General features: G+C 72.2%; 15 protein-coding genes. 8 read left to right on the top strand and 7 right to left on the bottom strand.

Annotated features, from left to right (window positions below; translation table 11 throughout):
• The first annotated feature begins 10 nt into the window (after positions 1–10).
• Both ACFSKW_RS20020 and ACFSKW_RS20015 read left to right on the top strand, forming a co-directional pair.
• Positions 11–1,540 (top strand): gamma-glutamyltransferase family protein, encoded by a 1,530-nt coding sequence (locus ACFSKW_RS20020; RefSeq protein ID WP_379573787.1) that lies wholly within the window; start codon positions 11–13, stop codon positions 1,538–1,540.
• A 41-nt stretch (positions 1,541–1,581) separates the two neighbouring features.
• A complete protein-coding gene (locus ACFSKW_RS20015) occupies positions 1,582–1,899 on the top strand; it encodes a DUF5709 domain-containing protein (RefSeq protein WP_379573786.1) in 318 nt (105 codons plus the stop codon).
• Here ACFSKW_RS20015 and ACFSKW_RS20010 read toward each other — a convergent pair.
• The 3 genes from ACFSKW_RS20010 to ACFSKW_RS20000 form a co-directional block, all read right to left on the bottom strand.
• Positions 1,896–2,555 carry an HAD family hydrolase gene (locus ACFSKW_RS20010; protein ID WP_379573785.1) on the bottom strand — a complete coding sequence of 220 codons (660 nt, stop codon included), beginning with the start codon at positions 2,553–2,555 and terminating at the stop codon, positions 1,896–1,898. The genes ACFSKW_RS20015 and ACFSKW_RS20010 overlap by 4 nt on opposite strands.
• Positions 2,556–2,752: 197 nt before the next feature.
• A complete protein-coding gene (locus tag ACFSKW_RS20005; RefSeq protein ID WP_379573784.1) occupies positions 2,753–3,163 on the bottom strand; it encodes a DUF5360 family protein in 411 nt (136 codons plus the stop codon).
• Positions 3,147–3,692: a TetR/AcrR family transcriptional regulator gene (locus ACFSKW_RS20000; RefSeq protein WP_379573783.1), complete on the bottom strand. Its 546-nt coding sequence runs from the start codon at positions 3,690–3,692 to the stop codon at positions 3,147–3,149. Before ACFSKW_RS20000 ends, ACFSKW_RS20005 begins: the two co-directional genes overlap by 17 nt.
• A gap of 91 nt (positions 3,693–3,783) precedes the next feature.
• On the opposite strand from ACFSKW_RS20000, the gene ACFSKW_RS19995 reads away from it, so the two are divergent.
• Positions 3,784–5,697 (top strand): Xaa-Pro dipeptidyl-peptidase, encoded by a 1,914-nt coding sequence (locus ACFSKW_RS19995; RefSeq protein WP_379573782.1) that lies wholly within the window; start codon positions 3,784–3,786, stop codon positions 5,695–5,697.
• 43 nt (positions 5,698–5,740) lie between these two features.
• On the opposite strand, the gene ACFSKW_RS19990 is transcribed toward ACFSKW_RS19995, so the two are convergent.
• Complete coding sequence (locus ACFSKW_RS19990) at positions 5,741–6,541, bottom strand: DUF4253 domain-containing protein (protein WP_379573781.1); 801 nt, start codon at positions 6,539–6,541, stop codon at positions 5,741–5,743.
• A 53-nt stretch (positions 6,542–6,594) separates the two neighbouring features.
• Here ACFSKW_RS19990 and ACFSKW_RS19985 point away from each other — a divergent pair, with 53 nt between their 5' ends.
• From ACFSKW_RS19985 to ACFSKW_RS19970, 4 genes are read left to right on the top strand one after another with little or no spacing between them, the layout of a single operon-like run.
• Positions 6,595–6,768: a hypothetical protein gene (locus tag ACFSKW_RS19985; RefSeq protein WP_379573780.1), complete on the top strand. Its 174-nt coding sequence runs from the start codon at positions 6,595–6,597 to the stop codon at positions 6,766–6,768.
• A gap of 2 nt (positions 6,769–6,770) precedes the next feature.
• Entirely contained in the window at positions 6,771–7,751 is a 981-nt protein-coding gene (locus tag ACFSKW_RS19980) for a sensor histidine kinase (RefSeq protein ID WP_379573779.1), read from the top strand.
• Positions 7,748–8,347, top strand: coding sequence for a response regulator transcription factor (locus ACFSKW_RS19975; RefSeq protein ID WP_379573778.1), 600 nt, complete (start codon positions 7,748–7,750; stop codon positions 8,345–8,347). Before ACFSKW_RS19980 ends, ACFSKW_RS19975 begins: the two co-directional genes overlap by 4 nt.
• Positions 8,344–8,928: an HAD-IA family hydrolase gene (locus ACFSKW_RS19970; RefSeq protein WP_379573777.1), complete on the top strand. Its 585-nt coding sequence runs from the start codon at positions 8,344–8,346 to the stop codon at positions 8,926–8,928. Before ACFSKW_RS19975 ends, ACFSKW_RS19970 begins: the two co-directional genes overlap by 4 nt.
• A 63-nt stretch (positions 8,929–8,991) precedes the next feature.
• Here ACFSKW_RS19970 and ACFSKW_RS19965 read toward each other — a convergent pair whose 3' ends face one another.
• The 3 genes from ACFSKW_RS19965 to ACFSKW_RS19955 all read right to left on the bottom strand — a co-directional run bounded on the left by ACFSKW_RS19965 (position 8,992) and on the right by ACFSKW_RS19955 (position 11,553).
• Positions 8,992–9,471, bottom strand: a complete 480-nt coding sequence (locus ACFSKW_RS19965; RefSeq protein WP_379573776.1) for a VOC family protein — start codon at positions 9,469–9,471, stop codon at positions 8,992–8,994.
• A 70-nt stretch (positions 9,472–9,541) separates the two neighbouring features.
• The gene (locus tag ACFSKW_RS19960; protein WP_379573775.1) at positions 9,542–10,189 is read right to left on the bottom strand and encodes a TenA family protein; all 648 of its coding nucleotides are present in this window, start codon (positions 10,187–10,189) and stop codon (positions 9,542–9,544) included.
• Between the two features lie 230 nt (positions 10,190–10,419).
• Positions 10,420–11,553, bottom strand: a complete 1,134-nt coding sequence (locus ACFSKW_RS19955; protein WP_379573774.1) for a TIGR03118 family protein — start codon at positions 11,551–11,553, stop codon at positions 10,420–10,422.
• A 91-nt stretch (positions 11,554–11,644) separates the two neighbouring features.
• Between ACFSKW_RS19955 and ppgK the strand changes: the two genes are divergently transcribed.
• A complete protein-coding gene (gene ppgK, locus ACFSKW_RS19950; RefSeq protein ID WP_379573773.1) occupies positions 11,645–12,364 on the top strand; it encodes a polyphosphate--glucose phosphotransferase in 720 nt (239 codons plus the stop codon).
• Positions 12,365–12,404 lie beyond the last annotated feature (40 nt).

Raw genomic sequence — 12,404 nt, 5'->3', positions numbered from 1 at the left:
GGTCAGATCCGTGCAAAACACCCGCTATGCCCGATCCGGGATGGTGTGCAGCGTCGACCATCTCGCCTCCGCCGCCGGCCTGACCATGCTCGACCGCGGCGGCTCGGCCGCCGACGCCGCCATCGCCACCAACGCGGTCCTCACCGTCACCGCGCCCCACATGTGCGGCCTCGGCGGCGATCTGTTCGCCCTCGTCCACGACGGCTCCGTCAGCGCGCTCAACGCCTCGGGCCGCGCGGGCTCGGGCGCCGACCCCGGCAGGCTCCGCGCCGAGGGCCACACCCGCATGCCGCACCACCACGACATCAGGTCGGTACCGGTGCCCGGGTGCGTGGACGGCTGGATCGCGCTCCACTCCCGCTACGGCAAGCTGCCCATGAGCACCGTGCTCGCCCCCGCGATCGCGCTGGCCGCCGACGGCTTCCCCGTCTCGCCGCTGCTGGCCCCCAACACCTCGATGGTCGGCCACCCCGACTTCGCCGGCGGCTTCACCCCCGGGCAGCTCATGACCAGGCCGGGCGTGGCCCGCACGCTCGAGGCGATCGCCACCTCCGGCAGGGACGGCTTCTACCAGGGCGAGTTCGGTCACGGCCTCCTGGAGCTGGGCGGGGGCGAGTACACGGCCGACGACCTGGCCGAGCCGCTGGCCGACTGGGTGGAGCCGCTGCGCGTGTCGGCCTTCGGCCACGACGTGTGGTCGATGCCGCCCAACTCCCAGGGCTACCTGCTGCTGCTCTCGCTCGGCATCGTCGAAGGCCTCGCCCTGCCCGCCGCGCCCGAGCATCCGCTGTGGGCCCACCTGCTGGGCGAGGCGGCCAGGATCGCGGGCCACGACCGGCTCGCCGTGCTGCACGAGCACGCCACCGACCTGGTGTCGGCCGCCGAGATCGAGCGGCGGCGCGCGCTGGTCGACCCCGCCACCCGCCTGAAGGTGCGCGGGCTGACCGCCGAGGGTGACACGACCTACCTGTGCGCGGTGGACGGCGACGGCATGGGGGTCTCCCTCATCCAGTCGAACGCCTCGGGCTTCGGCAGCCTGATCGTCGAGCCGAGCACCGGGATCAACCTGCACAACCGCGGCATCGGCTTCTCGCTGACCCCGGGACATCCCGCCGAGTACGGCCCCGGCCGCCGTCCCCCGCACACGCTCACCCCCGCACTCATCACCAGGCCGGACGGCTCCCTGCGATCGGTCGTGGGCACGATGGGCGGCGACGCCCAGCCGCAGATCCTGCTGCAGGTCATCACGAGGCTGCTGAAGCACGGCCAGACGCCCGGCGAGGCGATCGGCGCGCCCCGCTGGCGGCTGGCCACCGGCGGCACCGGGTTCGACACGTGGGAGTCTCCCGACGAGACCGTCGTCGAACTGGAGGAGGGCGCGGGCTGGGCCGACGGGCTCGCGGCGCTCGGTCACCCGGTGGCGGGCCGGCCGTACGGGACCGGTTTCGGGCACGCGCACCTGATCGACGTGCTGCCGGGCGGGGTTCTCGCGGGAGCCGCCGACCCGAGGTCGCTGATCGGCGCGGCGATCGGCCGCTGACGCCGGAGGGTTCCGGTCGTGATGGCGGGTAGGCAGTGACTATGACCGAAACACCACCGGACCGCTACGGACTCAGCGACGAGCAGGAGATAGAGGTCGAGGGCTGGACGGAGGACCTCGGCATCGACCACGTCATCGAGGAGGACGACCCTGGGCACCAGGACACCGCGGCCGAACGGCTCTGGCGCGAGGCGCCCGACAGGGTCAGGACGCCCCGCGAGGAGCACCGGCTGGTGGCGCCCGACGAGGGGCTGGGCGCCGATGTCGAGAGCGAGGAGATCGGTGAGGACGTGGGGGCCGACTCGGGTGACCTGTCCGCGGAGGAGCGGGCGGTCCGCGTCGACCCCGAGAGCCTCTAGTCCGTTCCGAGGCGCCGCAGGGCGGGGAGCACGCCGTACAGGTCGTCGATGACGACGTCGGCGGCCGATGCCTCCACCCTGTCGGCGTGGAGGTAACCCCAGGGCCCCCTGCGAAGGAGCGCGGTCCGCATGCCCGCCCTGCCTGCGGGCAGCACGTCGTTGTCGAGCCGGTCGCCGACGTACAGGATCTCCTCCGGACGCATGCCCGCCACGGCGGCGACCTTCGCGAAGAACTCGGGGGCGGGCTTGGCCACGCCCCAGCCTTCCGAGGTGTGGATGGAGTCGGCGGGCAGGTCCATGGCCAGCAGCGCGTCGTACGCCCTGGCGGGCTGGTTGCCCGCGATGATCACCTGGACCCCCGCCTCGCGCAGGCCCCGCAGGGCCGGGCGGACGTCGGGGTAGAGGTCGTCGGCGTCGAAGTGGTTGCGCAGACCGTCGGGCTCGTCCTTCTCCCATGCGGCGATCTCGGCCTCGATGTCGAGACCGGGGCGCAGGATCTCGAAGGCGTCGCGGTGCGAGCGCTCCAGGGCGGCGGTGCCGCCGAGCACGCCCATGAAGGCGAACCTCGACACGCCCAGCCTGTCGGCCCAGCGCGACCAGATGCGCGTCTCGTCGATCAGCGTCTCGCCGACGTCGAACACCGCTGCCTTGACCACCGTCTGACCTCCTTCGTCCGGCCCAACTCTACGGACTCCCCTCCGGTCCGCCCGCCCCGGCCTCGGCGGGACCGGGCACCCGCCGGTCAGGGACGGGCGCGGGACGAAGTCGCCCGGAAAGGAGTCGCCCGGGAAGGAGTCGCTCAGGACCACGCCGCGCGGGACCGGGCCGCGCGGGACCGGGCCGCCCTCGAGGGTCAGCCCGACGTGGGGGCGGGCCTGCGGCCGGCGGCGGTCAGCCGGACGATCGCCGGGATCGGGAACAGCAGCAGGTAGAGGTTCGGGATCCACCAGGCAGGCGCGAAGTCCCCTCGCAGCGTCCAGAACGCGATCGCCATCAGCCCCGAGGCCATCGTCAGCACCAGCGACACCAGCATCAGCGGCTCGCCTCGCGTCCCGCCGCCGCGCAGCAGCCACAGGCTCGTCAGGCCCGTCGCGCTGGCCAGCAGGTCGATCCAGAGGAACGACCAGTTCCAGTCCACCATCAGCGGGTTGGTGTAGTCGGCGAACGCCCAGGCGGCGGGGATCAGCCCCATCCCCGTCACGGAGAAGTACAGGACGAACCCGACGTCCGTCACCAGCATGAGGGTCTTAGTCGTTCTCAGCACGGTCGATCAGCTCCAGGAGGTAGCGGCGGGTGCTCTCGTGCAGTCCGGGCTCGGGTTCGCCGAGGCCCAGCAGCCTGACCGCCCACCAGCCGTCCACGGCCAGCCGTACGGCGGTCGCCACGGCGGGGTCGATGCCGTCGTCGGTCAGCCGCGCCTGCCAGGCCGCGAACCGCTCGCGCAGCGGCGTGAGCCCCGCCGGATCGACGAGGATCGCGGCCAGCAGCGCCGCTGTCACCCTGTCCGCGGGGGCGTCGGTGCGGGTCTTGGGGATGGTGGCCTCGACGTAGGCGCGCAGGAAGTCTCCCGGCCCGCTGCCCGCGGCGGACAGCGCGGCGTCGAAGGCCGCGGTGAGCCGGTCGACCATGGCGGCCACCATGGCCTGCTTGGTCGGGAAGTGGTAGAACAGCCCGCCCTTCGACACTCCCGCGCGCTGCGCCACGGCTTCCAGCGTCAGCGACTCGGCCCCGTCGGTGAGCAGCACCTCGGCGGCGGCGTCGAGCAGCCGCTCTCTCGAACTCGGTCTCGGCACGATTCCAAACTATACCGGCCAGCCGGTGAACTATGAAAGGTGATCGACACGCTCGATCATGGTGAGTCCCCCCGACCCCAGGAGGACCCGCGTGTCACGCTTACGGGCGACCCTCATCGCGCTGACCCTCGTGGCGACCACCGCGCCACCCGCCCAGGCCGCCGCCCCCGCGACCGCCCCGGCCATCACCATCGACGGCGACCGTTCACAACCCGTCTTCTCCTACGCCGACGCCGTCCGCGAGCACGTCTACGTCGAGTCCCCGATCGACAGCGACGCCGACGGCCGCCTCGACAGGGTGCGAGTGGACATCATCCGCCCCAAGGAGTCAGGCCCCTCGCTCAAGGTCCCGGTGATCATCGACGAGAGCCCGTACTACGACAACTCGGGCCGCGGCAACGAGGCCGAGCGCAAGGTCTACGACGCCTCCGGCAACCCGGTGAAGTTCCCGCTGTTCTACGACAACTACTTCGTCCCGAGGGGCTACGCGGTCCTCAACGTGGACATGCTCGGCACCACCAAGTCGGACGGCTGCCCCGACACCGGCGGGCAGGCCGACGTCCTCGGCGGCAAGGCCGTCATCGACTGGCTGAACGGCAGGGCGAAGGCCTACCGCGCCGACGGCTCTCCCGCCGAGGCCACGTGGGCCACGGGCAAGGCCGCCATGATCGGCAAGTCGTACGACGGCACGCTGGCCAACGCCGTGGCGGCCACCGGCGTCGAGGGTCTGGAGACGATCGTCCCGATCTCGGCGATCAGCTCCTGGTACCGCTACCAGCGCTCCAACGGCGTCGTCTACAACTACGACTACGCCTCGTGGCTGGCCAACGTCGTCGACACCGACCCCGACGCCAGGTGCGCCGCCGTACGGGCGAGGATGGACGCGGAGGACGGCGACGACACGGGGAACTACAACCCGTTCTGGCGGCTGCGCGACTACGAGAAGGACGTCGCCAACGTGAAGGCCAGCGTGTTCGCGGTCCACACGGTGAACGACCTGAACGTCAAGCCGGACAACTTCTCGGCCTGGTGGCAGGCCCTCGGCCGTCGGGGCGTGCCGCGCAAGATCTGGGTGGGCCAGTACCAGCACGTCGACCCGTTCGACTTCGAGGGCAGGCGCGACGTGTGGGTGGACACCCTGCACAGGTGGTTCGACCACTGGCTTCTCGGCGTGCGCAACGGGATCACCCGCGAGCCCGTCGCGGACGTGCAGGTGGGCCCCACACAGTGGATCACCGAGCGGGACTGGCCCGCACGCGGCGCGCTGCGGATGCCGCTGCGCCCCGCCGCCGACGGCAGGCTCGGGCTGCTGCCCGCGCGCAGGGGGACGACGGCGGCCTTCGCCGACGTGCGGATGCCGGAGACCGAGATGGTGGCCGACGTCGGCACCGCCAAGCCGGGCCGGGTCGCGTTCACCACCGGCGCGCTCCCGCGCGACCTGCGGCTGTCCGGCACGCCGGTGGTCGACCTGCGGGTGGCGCTGGACCGGCCGACCGCGAACCTCACCGCTCTGCTCGTCGACTTCGGGGACGCCACCCGCGTCGACTGGCGGCGCGGGCAGGGCATCCGCACGCTGACCGAGGAGGACTGCCACGGCGACTCGAGCGCGCAGGACGACGGCTGCTACCGGAAGGTGGCCACCAACCTGGCCACGCGCCCGCTGGAGATCGTCGCCCGCGGCTGGATCGACGTGCAGAACCGCGACTCGCTGTCCTCGCCCAGCCCGCTGCCCGCCGGCGAGTACGGCAGGGTCGCGTGGGACACGCTGCCGCAGGACTACGTCTTCAGGAAGGGCCACCGCCTCGGCCTGGTGCTTGCGGGCACCGACGCCACCTACAGCGGTGAGACGGCCACGGGCGCGACCGTGACCGTCGACCTGGCCGCCAGCAAGGTCACCGTGCCCTTCGTGCTCAGCGCGCCGCTGACCGAAGTGCCGGCCGACGCGACGAGGTGGTACGGCCCGCAGGAGGTCGAGCTGCCCACGCCGGAGAACGCGTTCTACTGACCGGAAGGGGACCGCGCCGCCGTGTCGAGCCTCACGGCGGCGCTCAGTCCCACCAGAAGGACCACGAGTACTGCCCGATGATCTGCTCGGCGTAGCCGTAGAGGTCGCCGGCGCCCTGCACGACGTTGTCGGGGCAGAACGCCCAGTGCTCGGCTGCGACGTGGACCGCGTGCTCGGGAGTGACAGGGGGCGCGGCCACGCTCAGCTCCAGCGTGTTGAACCCCATCGCGACGACGCGGGCGCCGAAGCGCTCCTCCCAGCTGCGCACCACGGCGGCCAGCGGGACCATCCACTCGTTGTGGTGCAGGGCGCCCTGCCAGCCCATCACGACGAGCGTGTCGGCGCCCCTGCGGGCGGCGGCCAGGCCGAGCGGCATACCCCGATCGGCCAGCACCCCCGCATACCAGTCGGCCACCAGCCCTGGGTCGCCGCGCAACTGGCCCGGGTCGGCCAGGCCGGGACAGATCGGCCCGAACGGCTCGATCTCCGCGAGCGACTCGACGGGCACCTGGGACACCCAGTCCTGCCACACCTCGGTCATGAACCCGGCCGCGGTGAAGGTGTCGACGAGGTCGGGTGAGTCGGGCGCCACCTGCGCCGACGACCACGGCTGCGCCGTCTCGTCGAGCAGCACGGGCCACAGCCCCGAATGCGGGTGCTCGGCCCGCATCGCCGCCCACAGCCCTTCGGGCGCGGGCTCGTCGCTCATCCAGAAGGCCGGACGCCTGGCCGTCCCGTCCGGCCACACGACCTCGCCCGCGGGCAGCCCGAAGGAGAGCGACCGCCCGCGGCCACCGTCTTCGAACAGCCGGCAAAGACTCGCCGGTAGCTGGTGCGTTTTCATGTCTCGGACGATGGTAATGCCCCGGGACTTTCGTCCTGATGAACACGGGATCGATGAATCTTCGGCTGATGCGGGCGATCCGCGACCCTGGAGGGGTGAGGATCCTGCTCGCTCCCGCGTTCCCGCTGGTGGGGCGCGCGGCCGTTCCCGGCCGGATGGCTGGATACTGGACGGGCGCCGCCGGGCCCGGCGTTTCGGCGAGCACCGTCCGGCGGTACTGGAGGTGAGGATGCGCCCTTTCTACGTCTGGGTGGCGGTGGCCTACTTCCCGGCGTACGAGCTGGCCCGCGCGCCGACGTGGGGCGGTGCGCTGGGCCTCGCCGTCGTGGTCGCGGCCTACCTGCTGTCGATCAGGCTGGCGTCGTGGCCGTTGCTGGTCCTTCTGGCCGTGGCGGCGCTCTCGACGGGCCTGGCCTACGGCGGCAAGTGGCTCTACCTGCTGCCGCTCGTGTCGATCGCGTGCGGGATCGTGGTGCGGGGGCGGGCGCTGCCGTACGCGCTGGCCGCCATCACGGTCGCCTCGATGCTGGTGACGCTGCGGGCGGGCGGCGGCGAGGACGGGGTCGCGGCCGTAGCGTGGGGCACGTTCATAGCGGGCGTCGTCGTGCACCTCACCATGAGGCTGTCGGAGGCCAGGGAGGAACTGGCCAGGGCCGCGGTCTCGCGGGAGCGCGAGCGCTTCTCCCGCGACCTGCACGACCTGCTGGGACACACGCTGTCGCTCGTGGTGGTCAAGGCCGAGGCGGTGCGCAGGCTGGCCCCGCGCGACGCGGGCGCCGCAGCGGCGCAGGCCGCCGACATCGAGGAGATCGGGCGCAGGGCGCTGAGCGAGGTCCGCGCGGCCGTGGCGGGGTACAGGGGGCGCGGCATGGCCGACGAGCTGGCGGCCGCCCGCCTGGCGCTGGAGGAGGCGGGCGTGCGAGCCGAGGTCGCGCCGTCGGAGGTACGGCCGCCGCCCGACGCGGACGTGCTGCTCGGCTGGGCGGTCAGGGAAGGGGTGACGAACGTCATCAGGCACGCGAGGGCGACGAGGTGCGTCATCTCGGTGAGGGACGAGGGTGACAGGGTGGTACTGGAGATCGTGAACGACGGGGCGGGCGCCTCGTTCGTCCGCGGCAACGGGCTGAAGGGGCTGGCCGAGCGGGGCGCCGAGGTCGACGCGGCCGCCGAGGGCGGCAGGTTCACGCTCAGGGTGGCGGTCCCGGCGTGATCAGGGTGTTGATCGCCGAGGACCAGGGCATGATGCGCGACGCGCTCGCCCTGCTGCTGGGCATGGAGGACGACCTGGAGGTGGTCGCCCAGGTCGCCGACGGCGACGAGATCGTCGCCTCCGCGACGGCGGTGCGGCCCGACGTGGCGCTGCTCGACATCGAGCTGCCGGGGCGCAGCGGCCTCGACGCCGCCGCCGACCTGCACAGGGCGGGGATCGTGGTGCTGATCCTGACGACGTTCGGCAGGCCGGGCTACCTGCGCAGAGCCATGGAGGCGGGCGCGGCGGGGTTCCTGGTGAAGGACGCGCCCGTCGAGGAGCTGGCCGGGGCGATCAGGAGAGCCGTGGCCGGCGAGCGGGTCGTCGATCCCGCGCTCGCCGCCGCGGCCCTGCACGCGGGTCACAACCCCCTCACCGACAGGGAGCGCGAGGTGCTGTCGGCCGCGCTCGACGGGTCCACGATCGCCGACCTGGCCGTCAGGCTGCACCTGTCGGAGAGCACGGTGCGCAACCACCTGTCGTCGGCCATCGGCAAGACGCACACCAGGAACAGGATCGAGGCGGCGAGGCTGGCCCGGCACAATGGATGGTTGTGACCTCCTCCTACGACGCTGTTCTCAGCGACCTCGACGGCGTCCTGCGCCAGTTCGACCACGCCGCGCAGGCCGACATCGAGGCCCGCTACGGCCTGCCGCTGATGAAGACGGCCTTCGCACCCGAGCGCATCCTGCCCGCCACGCTCGGCCGGATCACCGAGGCGCAGTGGGTCGAGTCGATCGCCGAGGCTCTCGGCGGCGACGAGCGGGCCAGGCAGGCCGCGGCCGAGTTCGCGCAGGTGCCGTTCTGGGTGGACGAGAAGGTCAGGGCCCTGCTGGCCAAGGCGCAGGAGCGGGTGCCCGTGGTCCTGCTGACCAACGCCATGGACACCTTGGAGGCGCACCTCGACCTGCTCGGCCTGACCCACTTCGCCGACGCCGTGGTCAGCAGCGCCAGGGTCGGCCTGGCCAAGCCCGACCGGCGCATCTACGAGCTGGCCGCCGAGGTGGCGGGCGTCTCGCCCGAGCGCTGCCTGTTCGTCGACGACCGGCTGGAGAACGTCGAGGCCGCCCGCGCGCTCGGCATGATCGGCGTGCACTTCACGGCGGCGGCCGACCTGGCCGAGGCGCTCGGCCACTGAACCGGGCCGGCCACTGAACCAGGTCGGCCGCTGAACCAGGTCGGCCGCTGGGCCGAGCGACCGCTACGAACGGTCCTCGGTCCCGAAGCCGTCGAGCGACTCGCGCTCCTCGAGGGCGCGCAGTTCCTCGAACACCGAGATGTGGAGTCCCGCGGGCGCGTCGAATCGCGCGTTCAGCGACTGCCACGGCGTGACGGTGGGGGGCGCGACCTCGTCGGCACCGGCCGAGAGCAGCCGCTCGGTGGTGGCCCGGGCGTCGTCGACCTCGAACGCGACCCGGATCTTGGGCGCCACCTGGCGGCCCACCTCGACATCGTCGATCATCCGCTTCTGCGCGGGGTTCGCGATCTCCAGCGTGGCCCGCCCCGCGTCGAGGATCACCACACGGGCGCCGTCCCCGCCGGAGAAGGCGGCCTGCTCGGGCAGGCCCAGCGCGTCCCGGTAGAAGGCGAGGGCGGCCTCGTAGTCCTCCGCCTCGACGACCAGGCGGAGCTGGCGAACCGTCTGCGGGCCGTCGTTACCCGAGTCCTTGGACGGGGTCATGGGGTCTCCTCCTCAGCCTGGGCTGTGTGTGGGGGCATCGGTTGCGATCGGACGGCGCATGGCCGCCGGCTCAGCCGGCGGCCATGTCGAAGAAGTGCTTCTCCAGTTCGACGGCCCTGCGGAAGACGCTCAGCACCTCTTGCCTGCCGTCCTCCCCGAGGGCGGGGCCGAGCCGGTCGAGCTCGCCCCGAAGGAACGCCACCCACTGCCTGAACGCCGGCCCCTCGTGCAGTTCGATCCATTCCCTGTACACGAAATCGTCGGGGTACGGCTGGGCCGCGCGCGAGGCCCAGCCCAGGTAGGTCCACTCCGCCACGCACAGCACCGCCACGATCAGCGGGTAGTCCTGGCTGGTCCTGGCCTCGTCCATCAGTGTGCGGAAGTCCTCGGTGACCGGTTCGAGCACGGCCGGTCCCGCGTCCGCGCCGAGAGCCTCGAGCGCCCGGTGGAAGTAGGTCTTCTCCTCGGTGGTGGCGACCTGCCCGAGGAACTGCCCGTACGGCACGCGGGCGTCGAAGCTGTCGGCGCACGCCACCGCCGCGCCGAGCAGCGCGGTGAAGGTGTCGACGAACTGGAAGTCCTGGATGAGGTAGCGCCGCATGTCGTCGGCGGCCGCCTCGCCCGTGCTGATCGCCGCCGCGAACGGGTGGGTGACGACCTCGGTCCATGTGGGCTCGCACTGCGCGCGCAGCCACTCGCTGAAGTTTCCCTCGCTCACGAGCGCACTTTATCTCCATGATGTCGATCACGACCGCCGAGGTGACCGGAGCGCGGCGTGTCAAGACCTGGATGAGCGGCCTGCGCTGAACGGCGGGCGTCCGGTACGGCCCGCGCCGGCCGTACCGGACGGTCAACAGCGCCCCTCCCCGACCGCGCCCGCCGCGGGGGGACCGGCACCCCTGAGAGCCGGTGCGCGGGGGCGGTCTGCGGGACGGCGGAGGCGGTGCGTCAGTAGCCGTATCCCGAACCAGGGGTGGAGGCGGCGGGCGACGGGACGGGGTTCGACGTGGACGGCGTCGACGACGGCGCCGACTGGGGTGCGCGGGCGCCCGCGGGGCGGATCAGGCCGAGCAGGCCGTGCTGGGCGCCCTCGATCCCGGCGGCGAACCAGAGCGCGTTCTCGCCCCCGGTGGCGGCCGTGCCCGGCTCCAGGTCCCACAGGCCCGGCAGCACGATCGCGCGGCCGTTCCCGTCGCGCAGCGGGCCGAGATGGCGGCCGTTCCTGAAGGCGTGGATCCAGCCGTCGCCGAAGTTGCCGACCAGGATCGCGCCCGCGTACTGCCCGAAGCCGCGCGGCGCGACGGTCACGGCCCACGGGGCGTTGAGCGGGCCGCGTGCGGCCAGCCGCCCGGTGAAGCGGCCCGAGGCGTCGAAGCGGCTGACGAAGCCCTTGCCTCTGCCCGCGACGGACTTGCCGGTCTGGGCGTCGCGCAGCGCGTAGGAGACCCAGACCGAGCCGCGCGCCACCGAGACGTTGAACGGGGAGTACCCCTCAGGCAGGAACGGGTCGCGGAACTGGCGGTGGGCCAGCCGTACGCGACTGAAGTCGTCGTCGAAGACGTGGACGCGGCCGCCCGCGAAGTCGGCGGCCAGCAGGAACGCGCCCTCCTCCGTCTTCATCATGGCCAGGCCCTTGTAGTCGGCGCCGCGGGTGAAGGCGCCGATGACGGCGTTCTTGGGATCGGCTTCGGCGTTCCACCCGGTGATGGCGCCGCTGGGGCTGGAGAAGATGAACGTGGCCGGTTTTCCCTTCACGGTGAAGCCGTCGGTGGGGTTGAAGACCTGCCCGGTGGGGGCGCCACCCGGCACGTTGACCTCGGTGGCCTCCTTCTTGCCCGCGCCGGAGTAGACGGTGGCGACGCCGGTGCCGGTGGCCGAGACCCACAGGGTCTTGCCCATGGCCAGCCCCCACGGGTTGACCAGCTTGGGATCGGTGACCTGCGCCCTGCCCCTGATGTCGGACACCAGGTTGACGACGTCGAACCTGCTCCTGGTCTGACTCGAGACGAGACCGGCCGACGCCGGGGTGGTGGTGCCGAGGATCAGCGCCGCTGCGCAGAGTATGACGATGCGTGGCCGCATCCTGCCTCCTTGGTATGTGCGCTTGTGACGCGAGATACGTGGGAGGATTGCGGCGGGTTCATCACGACTTTTCGGGGGCAGGGTCAGGGACATGGACGTTCTCGGCATCGACATCGGCGGCTCCGGCATCAAGGGCGCCCCGGTGGACGTGAAGGAGGGCAGGCTGACCGCCGAGCGGCTGCGCATCCCGACGCCGCAGCCGGCCAAGCCCGAAGGCGTGGCCGAGGTGGTGTCGCAGATCGTCGAGCACTTCTCGTGGGACGGTCCCGTCGGCGTCACCTTCCCCGGCGTGGTCGTCAACGGCGTCGTGCGGACCGCGGCCAACGTGCACCACTCATGGGTGGGCGTCGACGCGAGCAAGCTGTTCGGCGGGGCGCGGGTGGTCAACGACGCCGACGCGGCGGGCATCGCCGAGATGGCCTACGGCGAGGGCCGCGACCGCGAGGGCGTCCTGCTCATGCTGACCTTCGGCACCGGCATCGGCAGCGCGCTGTTCACCGAAGGCAAGCTGGTGCCCAACACCGAGCTCGGCCACCTGGAGCTGCACGGGAAGGACGCCGAGCGCCGGGCCTCGGACAAGGCGCGCGAGGACCACGACCTGTCGTGGGAGAAGTGGGCCGAGCGCGTCGAGGACTACCTCAAGCACGTGGAGATGCTGTTCTCCCCCTCCCTGATCATTCTGGGCGGCGGGGTGAGCAAGAAGGCCGACAAGTTCCTGCCGCACGTGAAGATCGACACCCCCGTGGTGCCCGCCGCGCTGCAGAACGAGGCCGGCATCATCGGCGCCGCCCTGCTGGCCTCCTCCGGGTGAGCGGCCCCTCCCGGTAATTGGGATGCGGGCCAGGGAATGA

The organism is Nonomuraea mangrovi, assembly GCF_042681425.1.
Classification (GTDB): Bacteria; Actinomycetota; Actinomycetes; order Streptosporangiales; family Streptosporangiaceae; genus Nonomuraea; species Nonomuraea mangrovi.
The sequence above is the reverse complement of the archived record's forward strand: the minus strand, read 5'-3'. Positions and strand labels throughout refer to the sequence as shown.

Excerpts from the sequence above, each read along its gene's own strand:
- ACFSKW_RS20015 (WP_379573786.1), top strand. The coding sequence starts at position 1,582 with ATGACCGAAACACCACCGGACCGCTACGGACTCAGCGACGAGCAGGAG.
- ACFSKW_RS19990 (WP_379573781.1), bottom strand. The coding sequence starts at position 6,541 with ATGAAAACGCACCAGCTACCGGCGAGTCTTTGCCGGCTGTTCGAAGAC.
- ACFSKW_RS19985 (WP_379573780.1), top strand. The coding sequence starts at position 6,595 with ATGAATCTTCGGCTGATGCGGGCGATCCGCGACCCTGGAGGGGTGAGG.
- ACFSKW_RS19980 (WP_379573779.1), top strand. The coding sequence starts at position 6,771 with ATGCGCCCTTTCTACGTCTGGGTGGCGGTGGCCTACTTCCCGGCGTAC.
- ACFSKW_RS19965 (WP_379573776.1), bottom strand. The coding sequence starts at position 9,471 with ATGACCCCGTCCAAGGACTCGGGTAACGACGGCCCGCAGACGGTTCGC.
- ACFSKW_RS19955 (WP_379573774.1), bottom strand. The coding sequence starts at position 11,553 with ATGCGGCCACGCATCGTCATACTCTGCGCAGCGGCGCTGATCCTCGGC.
- ppgK (WP_379573773.1), top strand. The coding sequence starts at position 11,645 with ATGGACGTTCTCGGCATCGACATCGGCGGCTCCGGCATCAAGGGCGCC.